Genomic DNA, 17,830 nt, shown 5'->3' with positions numbered 1-17,830 from the left:
TGCTGTTAAGGCAAATATTCCAGACTGCCGCCCCTTACAATGTCTTCATGCTGTATGCTGTTGCGTTGTAAGGGGTGGTTGTTTAATATCGGTTTGCCGCTGTCTCCTGCCGATGAAATCGTGAATTTCTGTCCGTTGCTGAGGTTCAGTGTGACGTGTTCAAAGGCCGGTGCCCCCACCACATACGCCGTGGTGGCCGGACATACGGGATAGAAGCCCATCATGGCAAACACCTGCCAGGCCGACATCTGTCCGGCATCGTCGTTGCCGCTCAGTCCGCCAGGCGTGTTGTTGTATTCAGTCTTCAGGATATGGCTCACCTGTTGGTACGTCTTCTCGCGTTCACCCGCCATGGCATAGAGCCATGCCACCTGATGACAGGGTTCGTTGCCATGCCAGTACCGCCCTTCGCTGAACATCGAGTCGAGCTTAGCCACAAAAGCCTGGCGCCCACCCATCAGTTGTATTAGTCCGGGCATGTTCTGTGGCACGTACCATGTGTAGTGGCAAGTGGCGCCCTCGGTGATGTACTGCTTGCGGTGAGTCAGGTCGCTGTTGTTCTCCCAGCGGCCATCGGCATGGCGCCCGTCGGCATAGCCCGTCAGCGGATTGATCACGTTGCGCCAGTTCTCGCTGCGTGCCATCAGCTTCTGATAGTCGGCCTCATGGCCCAAAGCCTTGGCCATCTGCGCCACGCAGAAGTCGTCATAGGCATATTCCAGGGTGCGCGAGGTCTGTTCATCCGTATGAAAAGCCTCCTCCACATGGTCTTCCATGGGAATATAGCCATATTTCATGTACGATTTCAGTGCCCTGCGGCCCAGTCCATCCTTGTATTCAGCTTCCGTTTTTGGCCATTCCATCGCATTTTTCCGCATGCCTTCGTAGGCTTTCGTCGCGTCGAAATTCCTGATACCCTTGAGGTAGGCGTCTGCCAGAACCGATGCGCAGTGGTCGCCAATCATCGCCGCCGTATAGCTGTTCCAGCACGGGAAGATGGGCAGCCAGCCGCCCTCTTCGTACATGTCCACCAGCGACTGCATCATGTCGGCCGAGCGCTGTGGGTCTATCAGGTTCAGCAGCGGGTGAACGGCCCTGTAGGTGTCCCACATGGAGAAGTCGCCATAGTGCGTTCTACCATTCCCTTTTTGATTTGTTGTTCCCGCAAAGGTGGGATATGATCCATCCACATCGCTCATCTCGCGCGGCAGAAACGAGGTCCGATACAGCGCACCGTAAAACTGGCTCACTTTGTCTTCATCGCTGTCGCTCACGTCGATGGTGTGCATCCGTTCGTTCCATAGCTTGATGTTTGCCTCCATCATTTCCTCAAACGATAGCTGTTCGTTCAGGTTCCTTTCTGCCCCTTCTCTTCCAGTAAACGAGGTGGCCAACCGGAACTCCATGGGGCGCCCCTTTTGGCCGTTGAAGGTGAGGCAAGCACCCTGATGAAATGACGAAATAGCGGCCATTTCATCGCTGTAGGTCATCCTCAAATATCCGCTAAAGCCTGCCCGTTCGCCCCATCCCTGATAGATGCGGTGCACGGGGTTGTATGCCTCTACCGCCTGACTCGTGCTGTCGTGGCCTATCCATCCCTCGTTCTCATCGCTATTGGTGCTCACCACGATATGTACAGGACCATCTTGCAATGGTGTGACGCGCATGATGGCGCTGTGGCTCAGTGCCGTCATCTCGATGGTCAGTCGCTCGTCGGGCAGATATACCTTATAATAATAAGGGTGCGACACCTCGTCAGCATGCGAGAAGCGTGTGGCTCGTTGCGCTGCCGTAAGGCGTGCTTTGCCGCTCAGGGCTGCCACCGTAAACGACCCGTAGTCCTGCGTGCAGCCACCCACCAGCCAGTGACTGGCCCGTATGCCCTGAAATAGTGAGTCGGTATAGTAATAAGGCGCCACACATTTTTTTTCCGTGTCGCGCGTCTGTGGTGTCCAGAACGTCTGGCCGTGAGGCACCAGCACGGCGGGCAACGTCTGTCCGTGTTCCTCGGATCCTTTTCCAAACAAGCCTGCCGACTGTGTGTTGGCGGGTGCAGTGCCCACCATCGTGTTCAGGGCGGCCAGTTGTTTGACGTGGCTCAGCATGTGAATGCGCTGGTGCATGTAGGCCTTCACGTCCTCCCAGCGGTAGCTGTCTCCCACCGATAAAATGGGCAGTTTTTGGCGCTTTTCGTTGTGCAGCAACTGCACCAGCACCCGCCCTTCCGCATTTCGGGCAAAGACCATCTGCAGGTTGGCCGCCATCGGCACGATGTCCTCCATGCCGCTGCCGGGTAATGACAACTGCAGCAGTGTCAACAGGCGGAACAGGGCCGTGTCATGACCGAAGCGCAGTGAGGCTCCATGGCCACCACTGGCTATCATGGCGTCGGCCTCCTGCTCGATGTTCTCCCATAGGGGGATGCTCGAACGGGCAGGGATGCCATCGTTCAGGGGTGTCTGTCCGTTGATCATCGTCATTCGTTCGTCGTTTGCCTGGTGCACAGCCAGCATCTCCTCCTCGGTGAAAAGGTCCCAAAACTTCAGTCTCATAGGGATGTCCTGCATGTCGGCAGCGATGGTGTGCAGCTCAGACAGCAGGCGCCTCTCGGTCGTCGCGTCGGCCAGTGGCGCTTCGAATAGTTGGGCGATGAAGCGCTTCGTTGGCACGTTGAGCAGACTCTTGGTCCTCTTTGAGAGCGCTTTCAGCTCGTCAGACTCGTAGTTGATATACGCCATGAAGCGTGCATCTGTCTCGGGGCGGATGTCCTTGTTGGGCAGTTGGCTGCAGAAAGCCAGCATCGACGCCCTGCAGCGCGTCACCGTGCTCGAACGTGCCTGCAGCATGGCCCCTTTAGCAAAGACCAGTGGGTAGTTTCTCGCCATTCGCTGAGCTATCTGTCGGTGCTGCCTGGCGCCCAGTGGTGTCAGTTGGCCCGCGTTTCCTTTGGCGTTCTTCCACACCCGTTGCAGGCGTTTTTTAACATCGCGGCCCAGCGGTGTCAGCCTGTCATCGTCTTCAAACTGCTGCAGCACCCATGTGTAGCGCTGCTCGTCGGGCAACCAGCGGGAGCCGTGGCGGCCGTAGTGCGAGATATAAAAAACGTCGAATCCATCGGGAAAGGTACATTTCTCTGCCTCTGTCACGGGGTAGGCATAATACACGCCGCCCGTCTGTTCGGGCGACAGCGCTTGCGCCAGGTTTGTCAGTGCCCATAGCAGGCACGTTGTTAGGATGCTTAGTCTTCTCATTGCTATCTGATTGTCCAGTCAATACCAAGTGGGTTGTGTCTCATCTCCAGCACCAGCGGCAGTGTCTCGTTCTTCACGATCCACATCTCCGTGGCGTCGATGTCGGCCTTCACGTGCACCACGTCGGGCGTTTCATCGACCTTGCGCCAGGTGATGGCGTCGTAAACGAAGGCGCCCTTTGCCCTTAGCTTGGCATAGGCCTTTTGCGAAATGAAGGCGAAGGTGCCCTTGACGACGTGGTAGGTGGTGCCGTCTTGCTGCGGGGTGAGCCAGCAGAAGGTGGTGGCTTGCTCTACCTCCTGGCGCGGGATGTGGTAGGTGGTCTGCTTGCAGGTGAGTACCAGCGTGTCAGCGCGCCAGCTGTAGGCCAGGGGCCAGCTGCGGTACTGGCGGTTCAGGGTGAAGGCGATATGGGCGCTGGGGGAGGCGGGAGTGCCAGCCGAAACGGCTGGCCTACGGAGAAGGGCTGCAGGAGCGGCGGGCCCGGACTTTGAGAGGGCGACGCCGGGGGCGGAAAGAGCTTGGCCTGGCTCGGAGAGAGCGGGCTCGGGCTTCGAGGCTGCGGGAGCAGGGGCGGCGGTGAAATGGAGCTTGCCGCCTTGCAGGAGCGATTGGTGGGTGATGCGGGCGGCGGGGAGTGGGCGGCCGTTCCAGGTGACGGCGGCGAAGTGGGGGCCGTCGCCCGTTCTTTCTACCTCCAGCTGCTGGCCGTTGGGCAGGGTGAAGCAGTAGTGGGGCAGGAGCGGGAGGTTGAGCAGGTAGGTGTCGGTGCCTGCCAGTGGGTAGAGGCCCATCATGTGGAAGGCCAGCCACGACGACATGGCGCCCGAGTCATCGTTGCCGGGCAGTCCGTCGGGGCTGTCGGTGTAGTGGTCGTTGATGATCTGGTGGATGCGCTGGGTGCTCAGGTCGGGGCGCCCGATCCAGTGATAGAGGCAGGGCGAGAGGAACGAGGGCTCGTTCTGCACGTTGTAATACCCCTTTTGGAAGAACAGGTCCAGTCGCTGTTGGAAAGCCTCCTGACCGCCGCAGGCCTCGATGAGTCCTTCCACGTCGTGCGGGATGCTGAGTGAGTACTCTTCGCTGGTGGCCTCGTAGAAGAACGTGTCCCACCATGGCAGGTACCACGGTGCCACCTTGGTCGTGGGTGTATAGAGGATGGTGGGGTGGAACACCTTGGAGTGGCCCCAGGGTACGGAGTCGAGCCACTGTCCCTGTGCGTCTTTGGGCATGATGAACCCATGCATGCCGTCGTAGGTATAATCCTTTCGCCACAGGTTCTTCCAGTTCTCCGAGCGTTTCATGTAGCGCTGATACACCTCTGTCTGGCCTAAATGTTTGGCCACCTGAGCGATGCACCAGTCGTTGAAGGCATATTCCACGGTGCGGGTGCCGGCTCGCGGAATGCCATAGGGGATGTATCCCAGCGAGATATATTCGTTCAGTCCGCCGCGCCCGTGCTTCTCGTGGTCGCTGCCGGCATCCACCTCGCCGTCTTTCAGCATGGCCTCCAGCGCCAATTGGTAGTCAATGCCTTTTAGGCCTTTAGCCATTGCATCGGCAATCACCACGTCGGCATTTGAGCCGCCCTGTGTCCTGCCGTTGCAGTCGCCACTGCGTGCGTCGGGCATATATCCCTCGTGCTTGTAGATGTTGAGCAGCGCGTTGACCATAGCTACCTGGCGCTCGGGGCAAAGCAGCGTGAGCAGAGGCGACGACGTGCGGTAGGTGTCCCAGATGGCGTAGTAGTCATCATAGTAATCGCCCTCTTTCCATCGTGGGTTCTCGCCCGTCTTGTCCACCGGCATCAGCATGGTGTGATAGAGGGCTGTATAGAACATACGTTTCTGTTGGTCGGTGCCGTCGATGGAGACCTTCGACAGGTACCGTTCCCACGTGGTACGCAGGTGGTTCAGTTGCTGGTCGAAGTGGCGTTTGCCCACATTCCGCTGCGCCTGCTGCTCACTGACATAAGAGATGCCTATTTTCACGTTGGCCACGGTATCGTCGAAACACAACAGGTTGCCATCGGCCTTGAAGCGACGGTCGGTCTGTAGCGAGAAGAACACCGTGTATGGACCGCCATTGTTCCAGCCGCCCCTGATACATGAATGTCCCAGCACCTCACGGTCGGACACCACCTTATAGGCCGCACCCACAAACTGCTGTCGTTCGCGCTGGTTGGGCACTGGGTCCTTGCCCAGGAAGTGGGTCACGTCCAGTAGTAGTGCCCCCTTGGCAGGATAGTGGAAACGATAGTAGGCGCAGCGCTCGTCGGTGGTGATCTCCGTGCGGATGCCGTTGTCGAAGGTGGTGGCATAGTAGCCCAGCGCAAAATGCTCCTCACGGCGTGCCTGCTCCCTGCAGTCACTGTCCGTGAGGCATGGTTGTATCAGGATGTTGCCATACTTCTGTCCGCCACCCGTTCCGCTGACGTGCGTCTGCGAGAAGCCCGTCACCTTGGCAGGCATCTCGGCCCATCCCGCATTGGGCAGCACCCCGCAGTCGGGACCTGGTTTCACCATGCCAAAGGGCATGCAAGGGCCAGGGAACGTGCGTCCCACGCCCACGCTGCCGATGCGCGGATCCACATATTGCCAGCACTGGGCCGACAGTTCCGAAAAAAGACTCAGAAGACTTGTAAATAGTAGTATGGTTTTTAGTTTCATAGTGCAAAGATATACATTTTTTCCTTTTGAATGTGCTCCAATTAAAATAAATTGCATATATTTGCAACCGAATAGCAGAGAAAGAATATGAAAGACAGCATTTTGATTTTGAGCGGTGGCGTAGATTCCACCACCATGCTCTACGATTACAAAGACCGTATCGCCATGGCCATCTCGTTTGATTATGGCTCTAATCATAATGCCCGCGAGATTCCCTTTGCCCGCATGCACTGCGAGCGACTGGGCATCCGTCATATCACCATCCCCCTGCAGTTTATGGCCACCTATTTCCGCAGTTCGCTGCTGTCGGGCGCTGATGCCATCCCCGAGGGCCACTATGCTGACGAGAACATGAAGTCAACGGTGGTGCCTTTCCGCAACGGCATCATGCTGTCTATCGCTGTGGGCATGGCTGAGAGCAACAACCTGCAGTATGTGATGATGGCCAACCACGGCGGCGACCACACCATCTATCCCGACTGCCGCCCCGAGTTTGTGGATGCTTTCGATGCCACGGCGCAGGCCGGCACGTACAATGGCGTGCGCCTGTTGTCGCCCTATACCAACCTGACCAAGGCACAGATTGCCGCCCGCGGCAAGGAGCTGGGCATCGACTACAGCGAGACGTGGTCGTGCTATCGTGGTGGCGAGCACCACTGTGGTCGTTGTGGCACCTGCGTAGAGCGCCGTGAGGCGTTTGAGCTGGCAGGCATCGACGACCGTACTGTCTATGAAGATTAATCCTACTGCATACCAATAACTACTTTTATACTAACCTTTTAATATTACTACGTTATGAAGAAACTATCGTCATTGTTATTGATTCTGGTGGCCGCCCTGTGTTTGACGGCTTGCAGTGACAGTCCCGACAGTCTGGGTGCATCAAAAGCTAAGAAGCTATTTAAGAAAGAGATGGCGCGTACGCATCGTCTTGAAGGTTTTGCAAATGTTCGCACTGGTTATTACGAGTGCAACGACAACGAGGATCGCTACAAACTGCGCCAGTTGGCTGCCAACGACATCGTGACCTACAAGTGCGACGTGGTGAAAAAGACAGAGCGCGTTAGGAAGAAGCGCCGCGTGCAGGCAGGCTACTATTACAGATATTGGACCACCGAGAGCTACTATGTCAACGAAGAGGTGGACACCTATTTCGTGACCGTCGAGCTGACCGAGAAAGGTCGTGCTCTGCTCTATGAACCCCAGGAAGCCGAACTCGATGAGGACACCAAGGAGCTGAAGCTCGATCAGGAGATAGACCTGAGCAAGTATCCCGAGTACAAGGTGGAAGCTGAGGAGTTTTCAAAGCCTGCAGCACAGGCCGAAGCACCGGCTGTCGTAGAGACTCCCGACACGGTGGCTGCCTACGAAGAGAGCGAGGAAGCTTTCCAGCCCGATGAGCCAGCTACAGAGGCCGTGGACTCTAAAGCCAGTGCCTACGACAAGGCTAAAGCCAAGGAAAAGTACGAGGATGTGATGCTTAAAGCCTTTGAGCTGGACGTGATTAAGGCACGCAACGTGTGCAAGACGAGCGACAATACCGCGAAGGCCCAGATCCTGATGGAGTATGAAGACGTGACTCCCGTGGGTCGTGTCATGATGGGCGTGTACGACGGTCAGCGCTTCGTTTCGCCAACACTGCACTACACCTATTTCGAAGACAAGGGCTGGCAACTGGACAGTGATGATTAAGCAGGACTCCTGTCAACATAACAACAGCTCCCATCCTACCGCCTGTCGGCCAGGATGGGAGCTGTTCTTTTTCACAACGGCAGAAAAAGCACTTTTAGGTTAGAAAAGTGGCTCTGTTGTACCGCTATATGACCGAGATTGGATTGTTTTTTGTATCAAAAGTTTGGCTATACAGAAAACAATGTTTATCTTTGCAAGCAAGAAACAACTAATCTGCAGATAATTATGAGGAGAATCTTTACACTGTTAACTATGGGATTGCTGGCACTGAACAGCACCGCCCAGACAGAGTTGACACAGACGGAGGCGAAGACCTTGTACAAGACTACAAGCAAGCGCTGGATCAGCGTGCACGACCCTTCTGTGGTCTGGGAACCTAATTCCAAGCGATATTACATCTTTGGCTCACACCGTGCGCAGGCCTGGACGCAAGACCTGCAGAACTGGACGTGGTTTAGCTCGCCCTGGAAGGTGGGCTCCAACAACAACGCCTCGAATACCGATGCCTTCGTGACACCCAAGGTGACGAAGGTGACGAAGGGTGGTCAGGAGGTGGACTTCCCCGCTTTCAACGCCTATGAGTGGGCGGCTGCCTATCCTTCGTGGAGAGACGGCAACGGCAATCCATGGCACATCAATGGCAACATGTGGGCGCCGGACGTAATCTGGAACCCCAGTATGCAGAAGTGGTGCCAGTATCTGAGCATCAACGGACCGAAGTGGAACTCGAGCATCATCCTGCTGACGTCTGATAATATCGAGGGACCTTACGAATATCAGGGTCCGGTGGTGATCAGCGGCTTTGGCCTGAACGCCAACACGGACTATAAGAAGACCGACCTGGAACTGGTGCTGGGCCCACAGCCTTCGCTGCCCACGCGCTATAGCGGCACCTGGGCCAGCATTACGAAGCCCAGCTTCCCAAACAATATCGACCCCTGTGTGTTCTACGACGAGGAGGGCAAGCTGTGGATGGCCTACGGCTCGTGGTCGGGTGGTATCTTCATTCTGGAGCTGAACGAGCAGACGGGACTGCGCGACTATGACGTGGAGTATGAGAACAGCGACACCAGCGATGCCTACTTCGGCAAGAAGATAGCCGGCGGCTACTACTCGTCGGGTGAGGCACCCTATATAGAATATATCGGTGGCTACTACTATCTGTTTGTGACCTATGGCGAACTGCAGCAGAACGGCGACTACAACATGCGCGTGTATCGCTCGGAAAATCCAGACGGCCCCTATTCCGATCCCGGCAAGCGCTCGCCTATATATTCGAGTTATGTCTTGAACTTCGGCAATAATGCGCCCGCCCGCGGCGAGAAACTGTTGGGCCCCTACAGTCATTGGGGCTACATGTCGCAGGGCGAACGCTCACAAGGTCACAACTCGATCATCGCTGCGCCCGACGGACGTACCTATCTGGTGTATCACACGCGCTTCTGCAATGACAACAAAGATGGTGACGAGGGCCATCAGGTGCGCGTGCACCAGGTGTTCCAGACGCAGGACGGTTGGCTTGTGGCTGCTCCCTTCGAGTATAATGGCGAGCAAACCACCGATCAGGATATTGCCACCAAACAGCCCTTCACACAGGAGGAGATGGTGGGCACCTACAATCTGCTGATGCATAAGTTCACAAACAACCGCACACAGCTGGAACAGGTGGAGCCTGTGACGGTGAACCTGAATGCCGACAGCACCGTGACGGGTAAGTACACGGGCACGTGGCGCATGACAGAGGGTACGAGCTATATCACGCTGACGCTGAACAAGATAGAGTATCAGGGTGTGGTCGTCGAAGAGACCATGGACAACCAGTCGCTGCATGCGCTGGCCATCACGGCCTGTGGCACGACGGGTGCAAACATCTGGGCCTACAAGCTGATGCCTAAGTACGAGCTGGCATGGATGCTGAACAACATGACGGTGCCCGTGAAGCAGAACCAATACGTCAGCAAGGATGTGTATCTGCACAACATCGGTTGCACCTCGCCCAACTCGGTGCTGAGCTGGCAGAGCGAACAGCCCGAGGTGATCTCGGAATATGGAAAGTATAACCCCAGCGGACTGACGCAAGACACGCCGCTGACACTCACGGCACGCCTGGATGTGGCCAACTACTTCTGGACGCAGAACTACAAGGTGTATGCCAACAAGGAGAGCATTCCCACTGCCAACTGGCAGGGCAGCATGCTGGCACACTATGGCTTCGACCATTCGCAGCTCAGCAACTCGTTTGACGCCACGCAGGAGGCCACGCTGGGCAAGAACGGCAGTGGCACCAAGCCCGCACTGGAAGACGGCGACCCGATGCGCACCGGGCGCGTGGTACACACCTTCCCATCGGTGAACAAGAGCGAGAGCTACGTGGCTGTGCCCAACCCGCTCTATGGCAAGAACCTGGAGAATGGTGCTGCCATCTCGGTGTGGGTGAATCGCAGCAACAGCAACCTCTATGGCACACTGCTGGGCGCCATCGACGGTGCGGCACGCCTGTTCTTCACGGGTAATGCCTATCTGGGCTACAACGATGGCAAGACAGAGGATGCCGGCAGTGAGGTGTGGAACAACTGGGTGGACCTGAACCACCCCGATGCCATCGAGAGCAAGTGGCTGTCGGAGAACAAATGGCAACTCGTGACGCTGAGCTTCGCCAAGGATGGCATCAAGCTCTATGTCTCGGGCGGTCAGAAGACGTTCAGCACCGCCAACGGCAAACTGAAGGGTGTGGCCATCAGTAAGGTGGCAGACTTCGACTATAGTCTCGTGCTCGACCATCTGTCGGCCTGCCAGTATCTGTATCTGGGCAATGGTGGCTTCTGGGGCTCGGCAGATGCACGCTACGACGACCTCATCGTGTACGACCGTTCGCTGTCGTTTGCCGAGGCACTGGCGCTGAACACGATGGAAAACCGCGTGTTTGACTTCTGGACGCTGAACCCCACCGGCATTGCCGACATGACACAGCAGCCCGCCCAACAGGCCACCACCGTCTATGACCTGCAAGGCCGAGCCATAAAAAATGGCAAATCGCTGGATAGCAATTTGCCACGAGGTCTGTATATTATCAACGGACGTAAGGTCGTCGTGAAGTGATGCTTACAGCACGTACTTACGACCGTTCTGCACGATAATACCTTTTTGTTTAGTATTTACGGCACGCCCCGACAAGTCATAACGTCTTGTTGGGGCGATTGTTTTTACCGCAGGACGGATGCCTGTGGTCTGCTTTGACACGAAGTTGACGGTGTTGAGGCTCATGGCCTTGTTCTCCAACTGGTCGGCGGCTACCATGGGCACATAGAGTTCGAGGCTGGACTTCAGCATCTTGCCGGCAGTCAACTGCTCGACCTCTTCAGGACAGAAGGCTGAACGCCAGAAGAACAGTTCGCTGAACTGGCGTGACACCTGACTGGTAGAATCGCCCACGATGGCAGCAAACTGTGTGTTGATGCGCTCTGTGGCCTCTACCGACTTGTTGTCCACATAGAGCAGCACACGGCGCTGTGCGTAGTAGTGGGTCAGCGTGATGGTGTGCCACTGATCGTCGTTGATGGGGGCATCAACCGTCATCTGGTCGTTGTACATGCTGGTGTAAACAACCTTACCATCGGCATTGACCGACAGGTTGGCCTCGCGGGTACCTCTGGTGGCCTTCAGCGTGAGCAGACGACCAGCGTTGCCGCCTTTCACACGCAGACTGATGGTGAAGGGATGCACGGTGCCTTCGCCCTGGAAGCTAACCACGTCGCCCTGGCCCAGCTGCATGGCTGCGGTGGTGTTGCGCACGGGCTGTGACTTGCCGCTGGCGATGGCATCAAAGAGTGATGGTGTCATGGCATAGAGGAACTCCTGGTGACCGGCGGTGGTGGGGTGGAAGTCGTCGTCCTTATAGCCAGTGGCCCAGTGGCCTTTGCCATCGTCGATGGCTCCCAGCGTGTTGACAGAAGACACGTCCCAGCTGTGGATGAGCAGGTTCATCTGTTTGATATAGCTGTAGTCCTGGTCGGTATAGTCGGCGCGGGTGTAGTTGTTCATCACCACGGGGATCTTGCCGTCGGCCTTGATCTTGCGGATGAGCAACTGCATGTTGTTGGCAAACTGATTGAAGATCTTCTGCTGGTCGGCAGCACCATGGATGCCCTCGTTACCCATCGACAGACCGATGATGACGTAGCGGGCGTGGTCGCGGGTCATCTCGGCATAGCGGTTGAGCAAGTCGTTGGTGGTGTTGCCGCCAATGGCGATGCCCGATACGTAGAAGGGTGTCTGGCTGTCGTTGCTGTTGAAGCGACTCTTCAGCTGTTCGCCATAGAGGTAGGCATAGCCTTTGTTGCCCGAGGCACCCGTGCCGTTGCACACCGACGAGCCGAAGGCTGAGATGCGGTTGGCATCGACGGGGGCGGTGAAGCTCCATGCCTTGTTCTTCATGTCGAAGCGCACGGTGTAGGTGCCGCCATTGATGCGGATATTGTTGGACTTGTAAGAAGGCTCGTCGGCCTCGAAGAAAACATACTTGTCGCTGAACAGGAACACGCGTGAGTCGTCGAGGGTGACCTCCGACTGCCACACCTGGTCTTCAACCTGTTCCAAGAGAATGGGGGACGTGACGATGTTTCCTTTCAGATATAGTTTGGTCTGGGCATAGCCCACTAGTGAAACGAGTAGCAGGAGTGCTACTAAAGCTTTTTTCATCATTTGTGTTTAGAATTTTAGTTATTATTACTTACTTACTATACTGTATGTGGGGATAGAAGCTGTCTAGAGCAAGTCCAGACAGCGTTCTATGTAGATGCCGCACATGCGGTCTTCAACATCGCGGTTGCGATAGATCATCTCGCGAACCACATCCATGGCCTGGCGGGTGCTGGCCGAGAGTGACTCGCCTTTCATCATGTGGCCGATCAGCACGGCCGAGAAGATGTCGCCGGTGCCATGAAACAGGCCGGGAATCTCGTTGTACTCGTGAAGGAAGTACTTGCCTGTGGCGGCATCGTAGCCCGCCACTTGGTTCTTGTCGTCGATGATGCAACTGGTGATGAGGGCTGAATGGGCGCCCAAAGCCACCAAGCGGTCGAGCAGTTGACAGGCCTCGCGGCGCGTGAGACCTTCCTCCCGGAACGGCACGCCAGCCAGATAGCAAGCCTCGGTGTAGTTGGGGAAGATGACGTGGGCCACGCTGACCATCTCGCGCATCAGCTCTACCTGTTGTTGGCCGATGCCGTGGTAGAGGCTGCCGCCGTCGCCCATCACGGGATCCACAAACACGGTGCAGCCCGTCTTGGCCTGTTCGCGACAGAAGTCGGCCACCAGGCGGGCCTGCTCCTCGCTGAACATCAGTCCGGTGCAGATGGCATCAAAACGAAAGCCCAGACGTTTCCACACGGGAAGCGTCTGGCGCATATATTCTGTTGTGTCAAGTTGTGCGAAGTCGCCATAGTTCAAGGTGTTTGATACTAAGGCAGTGGGAAGGTTGAAAGCGGGGATACCCATATAGTTAAGGATGGGGAGCATGGCTGCCATGCCTACCTTTCCATAACCGGCGATATCGTTGACCAGAAGAACTTGTTTCATAGGGTTACTTCACGCACTTCAGGTTCTTCTCTAACTGGGCGGTGCTGCTGGCGCCAACGAGGACAGAGGTGACACCGCGCTGCTGGAGAATCCAGCGCAGGGCATATTCGGCCAGTGTCATGCCTTCCTGCTGAGCCTTGGCATTATAGCCGCGCAGGCGCTCCAGCAGTTCGGGGGTGAGGGCGCTCTCCTTCAGGAACTTGCCCTTCGACATGCGCGAGTCCTCGGGAATGCCGTTGAGATAGCGGTCGGTGAGCAGTCCCTGGGCCAGTGGCGAGAACGAGATGAAGCCCACACCGTGCTCTGCACAGAAGTCCATGATGCCCGACTCTTGTGGCTCGCGGTCCAGCATGTTCAGGCGACCCTGATAGATGAGCAGGGGCACATCGCGCTGCTTCAGGTAGTTGTAGGCAAAGCGAGTGGCTTCGAGAGGCCAGCGCGAGATGCCGACGTAGAGGGCCTTGCCGCTGCGCACGATATCCACCAGTGCCTGGAGGGTCTCTTCAAGCGGGGTGCTGGGGTCGTAGCGGTGGCTATAGAACAGGTCCACGTAGTCCAGGTGCATGCGCTTCAGACTCTGGTCGAGTGATGCCATGAGGTACTTTCTGGATCCCCAGTTGCCGTAAGGTCCAGGCCACATGTCGTAGCCGGCCTTGGTGGCGATGAACAGTTCGTCGCGATAGGGACGGAAGGTGTCGTCCATCAGTCGTCCCATGGTCTCCTCGGCCGATCCATAGACAGGACCGTAGTTGTTGGCCAGGTCGAAATGGGTGACGCCATGGTCGAAGGCATAGCGCGTGATCTCGCGTGAACGCTCATAGGAATCCACGCTTCCGAAGTTATGCCAGAAGCCCAATGATACCTGTGGCAGCAGTACACCACTGTTACCACATCTCTTGAATGTCATACCGCCTTCATCATAGCGGTGTTCGTCAGCCTTGTATGTCATGCTCATACTCCTTATTACTTTATTAATTTGGGAACAAAGGTACTAAAAAAATGCGAACTGACATACAAGGCTGCGAAAAACTTATTCATAGAGTCCAAATTCATAGATACGGGTAGCATCGTTAGGGCGTTGTGCGGGACTGACAACGTACAGACGTACGTAGCGAACACTGGCTGGTTTGAAACGACGGTCAACGATGTCGTTGCGGTTGTTGTCAAACATGTCGAGTGTCTGCCATTCCTCGGTGGCACTGTTGCGACCTTGCAGCAGACAGGTGCGCGTGATGCACGACTGGTCTTCTGCGCCAGCGTTGAGCAGATACCATCGACTGATGGTGGTGGGCTGACCGAAGTCGTACACCACATAGTTGGGGGCATCGGTCACGTCGCACCATTTTGTCTCTGCATTATCATCGGTCAGGTTGACGGCACGCTCGTCGTCCTTGCACTCGCCAGAGACAGCCACTACCTTGGCCTTTTTCAGCAGGTTGTCCTTGAGACTGTCCTTGCTGGCATCACCTTTCTGTTCGGTACTCTTCATAGAGGTCTGGAACAGGGGTGCGGCAGCTGTGGTGCTGCTGTTGTCGTTGGCCAGTGTGGCGGCAAAGAGGACGATGTGCTGGTCAGCGGGCAGGATCACCTGGGTAGCCTCGGCAGGGAGATCAATTCTCAGCAGATACATATAGGTGAACTCGTAGGGCTCGTCGCCGGCAGAAGAGTGGCGGTGAGTGCCTACGTAGGCTACCTGAGCATCTTTCAGATAGGCTTCGGTCTGACCGTCATGACCCCACTGTCCGATGAAACCGGTGTAGTTGGGCACGGTGAGCTGCTGATTGAACGTCTGCTTGCGACCTGTCACCTTGAACTGTGCCTGACGGTCGTTCTTGTCGGAAGCTGCCAGGAGGTAGAGGTGACGGTAGTGCTTGTCGGTGGGCAACAGCAGGGTGTCGCCATGACAGGTGTGACCGTTGGCTGCGTCTGTATCGCCGAAGGTGAAGGGGATGTCGTTGACAGTCAGACCTTCTGTAGGCAACAGTTCTGCAGCATAGCTGTAGCCGCTTTCGAAATTGGATGAACCGGTGAAGGCATTGCTGCTGAAGCAGTGGCGGTCGAAGTCGAGAGCCAGCTGCTGACAATCTACAGTCTGACGCTGTGCGGGGCGCTTCAGGGTGACCTTATAGGTCTTCACGCTGAAGGGCTTCAGTTCTACTTGCAGCGAACGACCATCGAACTGTGCTGCACCAATGGTGCGCTCGGTACCGTCGGCCTCGACAGCCAAGGTGACGTCAGCAGCGAAGGTGATGTTGGCTTTCTGATTTTGCTTGCCGCTCAACTCGTAAACACGAACCACATACTCGTTGCTGCGCTCTGCACGTTTCAGGGCACGAACCATCACTTGGTCGTTGTCGGAGCTGACAAAAGAGAAAGAGCGGCCGAGGGTGCCTTGATGACGGGTGGTGCGGAAGGTCTTCAACGGACTGTTCAGGGCTTTCGACTGCTGGTTGACTGCTGCCATGTTGAGTGCGCCTTGGTGACCGATGAGGCTGTAGGTGAAGACATGGTAGCCCATGTCCTGACGAGCCTGATAGGCATAGTTCTTCTTTACCTTTGGAGAGTAGAGCAGCGACAGACGCATGGTATTGTCGCAGGGCTTGTCCCAGCCATAGCGAGAGTCGGTCAACAGGCTGACGCCATAGTTGTCGGAACGGTCGGTGAGGTCGGCCCATTCGTGTGCATAGACTTCAAAGAGGTGGTCTTGGTTGCTGGGGCGCTTCACGCTGCCTAGACCGATGTCGTAGGTGGCTTCCTTGTTGCTGACGCTGAGTGGGAACTCAGCCTTCAACAGCGCATTCTCGGAACGCCAGTCAACCTCGTTCTCGAAGTCGATGCGGTCGATGGGACCATGATTATAAAGGTGGATGCGCTGAACGATGTCAGACGTTCCATACTTCTTGCGGATGATGAGTGTTTGGCGCATGGCTCCTTTCTCTAAGGCAATGCTGACATTGTCGTGAACGGCCACGGGCTCGCGGTCGAGGGTGGCTTTCTGGATTTCCCATGCGGGCCATACTTCAGAGAGACAGTCGTCGAAGACCACCAGGCGGAGGCTCTTGCCGCCAGCCACCAACTCTTTGTTGGCGCGCTTGTCGAGCAGTGAGGTGATGTCGCCATACTTATCTACCTGCAGACGATAGGCTGCATTCTCGATGACGGTGCCCTGCTGGCTGACGGTGCTTGTCTTGCCGCCGGCCTTGAGGCTATAAACGGCGTAACCGGTAGACGGTACGGTGGCGTGGAACAGCAGCAGTCGCTGGCCATTCTTCTCAATAATCTGTGAGGCTACGCGCTTGCCGTCGGGACCGCTGACCTGGTAGCTCTTACCGTCGTTGATAACTACCTGTGCGATGCCGTCAACGGGGAAGGTCTCGTTGTTGTACACCACGATGGGCTGTCCAGCCACTTTGGTGTCCAGTCTGGAGGCGATACCGTTGATGCTGTGCGTCATTACATCGGAGAAACCTTTCAGACTCAGCAACTCGTCGTTCCATGAAAACTCGTAGGCACGAGGTATGCTGGTGCCAGTCAGATCGTCGTGGAACTGGTGCCAGATGAAACGCTGCCAGGTGTCGGTCAGTTGCTTGGCGGGGTATTGGTTGACACCCAGCCAGTCGGCCACAACAGCCGTACGCTCAGCGGCATCGCCAAGGTGTTCGTTCTGGCGGTTATAGAGTTTCATGGCTGCCTGTGAGGTGTAGCAGCCATTGCCGTGCACGTCCATGGGCAGTTCGCCGTCGAACACGGGCAACTCGGGATGGTCTTCGTAGGGCAGGTAGTCCTTGTACAGTTGGTCGCTGGTGGCGCTGATAATCTCGATGGGACCATCGCCTTTAAGACCTTTCTCCAAGGCGCGGACCGAGGGAATGTTGGGTGAGCCACCGGTGTCGCCGGTGCCATAGTAGCGATAGACGGTGTTCAGCGGACTCTCCTTGACCTCGCGCTGCAGCTGCTCGTTCTTCGACAGGTCTTCATCCTTATAGCGCTGACCATAGCCAAAGCCGTGGGTCATCATGATGCGACTGCCGTCGATGCCCTGCCACAGTCCTACAGTGAACGGGTAGCGGCGGTTGCCCTCATAGAAGGGTTTTACGCGCCAAGCCAACTTCTGCGACGAGAAACCAATCAGGCCGCAGTGGCTGGCCAGGGTGGGCAACGTGTAGCTGAAGCCGAAGCAGTCGGGCAGGAAGATGTCGGTGCCCTCGGTGTTGAACTCCTTACGGTAGAAGTTCTGACCCAGCATGATGTTGCGCATGAACGACTCGGGCGAACAAACCACGGCTTCGTTGGCATCCCAACTGCTGCCTGTGATGTGCCAACGACCGTCGGCCACATATTTCTTCATCTCTTCATAAAGGCTGGGGTAGTACTCCTTCATCCAGGCATACTTCACAGCACCTTCGAAGTTGAAGATGTAGTCAGGATAGGTCTTCAGAAGGTAGAGGTTCTGAGTCAGAGTCTTGCGGATGTGGTCGCGGATGGTGGCCTGAACATCCCAGTTCCACTGGGTGTCGAGGTGAGCGTCAGAGACCATATATGCTTTCATCTTCTTTTCCTGAGCGGTGGCGCCCAGGGAAAGAAGTGATAAAGCGATAATCAGTATTTTCTTGTTCATGGTTAATGGATGTTTTAGTTTAT

General features: G+C 56.3%; 9 protein-coding genes. 3 read left to right on the top strand and 6 right to left on the bottom strand.

The genetic code is table 11. The annotated features are described in order from the left end of the window. Window positions 1-5 precede the first annotated feature (5 nt). Both T496_RS0110615 and T496_RS0110610 read right to left on the bottom strand, forming a co-directional pair. A complete protein-coding gene (locus T496_RS0110615; protein ID WP_027450736.1) occupies window positions 6-3,251 on the bottom strand; it encodes a GH92 family glycosyl hydrolase in 3,246 nt (1,081 codons plus the stop codon). 2 nt (window positions 3,252-3,253) lie between these two features. Continuing rightward, window positions 3,254-5,920, bottom strand: a complete 2,667-nt coding sequence (locus T496_RS0110610) for a GH92 family glycosyl hydrolase (protein WP_027450735.1) — start codon at window positions 5,918-5,920, stop codon at window positions 3,254-3,256. A gap of 87 nt (window positions 5,921-6,007) precedes the next feature. Here T496_RS0110610 and queC point away from each other — a divergent pair, with 87 nt between their 5' ends. The 3 genes from queC (at window position 6,008) to T496_RS0110595 (ending at window position 10,711) form a co-directional block, all read left to right on the top strand. After that, a complete protein-coding gene (gene queC / locus T496_RS0110605; RefSeq protein ID WP_027450734.1) occupies window positions 6,008-6,661 on the top strand; it encodes a 7-cyano-7-deazaguanine synthase QueC in 654 nt (217 codons plus the stop codon). Window positions 6,662-6,715: 54 nt separating this feature from the next. Next, window positions 6,716-7,612 (top strand): hypothetical protein, encoded by an 897-nt coding sequence (locus T496_RS0110600; protein ID WP_027450733.1) that lies wholly within the window; start codon window positions 6,716-6,718, stop codon window positions 7,610-7,612. Window positions 7,613-7,837: 225 nt separating this feature from the next. Beyond that, window positions 7,838-10,711 (top strand): family 43 glycosylhydrolase, encoded by a 2,874-nt coding sequence (locus T496_RS0110595; protein WP_027450732.1) that lies wholly within the window; start codon window positions 7,838-7,840, stop codon window positions 10,709-10,711. A 3-nt stretch (window positions 10,712-10,714) separates the two neighbouring features. On the opposite strand, the gene T496_RS13985 is transcribed toward T496_RS0110595, so the two are convergent. From T496_RS13985 to T496_RS0110575, 4 genes are all read right to left on the bottom strand, one after another. Next, a complete protein-coding gene (locus T496_RS13985; protein ID WP_081783624.1) occupies window positions 10,715-12,313 on the bottom strand; it encodes a GDSL-type esterase/lipase family protein in 1,599 nt (532 codons plus the stop codon). Between the two features lie 63 nt (window positions 12,314-12,376). Next, window positions 12,377-13,189 (bottom strand): bifunctional hydroxymethylpyrimidine kinase/phosphomethylpyrimidine kinase, encoded by an 813-nt coding sequence (locus tag T496_RS0110585; protein ID WP_027450731.1) that lies wholly within the window; start codon window positions 13,187-13,189, stop codon window positions 12,377-12,379. 4 nt (window positions 13,190-13,193) lie between these two features. Beyond that, window positions 13,194-14,144, bottom strand: coding sequence for an aldo/keto reductase (locus T496_RS0110580; RefSeq protein ID WP_027450730.1), 951 nt, complete (start codon window positions 14,142-14,144; stop codon window positions 13,194-13,196). 75 nt (window positions 14,145-14,219) lie between these two features. Further along, entirely contained in the window at window positions 14,220-17,807 is a 3,588-nt protein-coding gene (locus T496_RS0110575; protein ID WP_027450729.1) for a glycoside hydrolase family 38 C-terminal domain-containing protein, read from the bottom strand. Between the last annotated feature and the right edge of the window lie 23 nt (window positions 17,808-17,830).

It is taken from the genome of Xylanibacter brevis P6B11, from assembly GCF_000621825.1.
GTDB lineage: Bacteria > Bacteroidota > Bacteroidia > Bacteroidales > Bacteroidaceae > Prevotella > Prevotella brevis.
The sequence above is the reverse complement of the archived record's forward strand: the minus strand, read 5'-3'. Positions and strand labels throughout refer to the sequence as shown.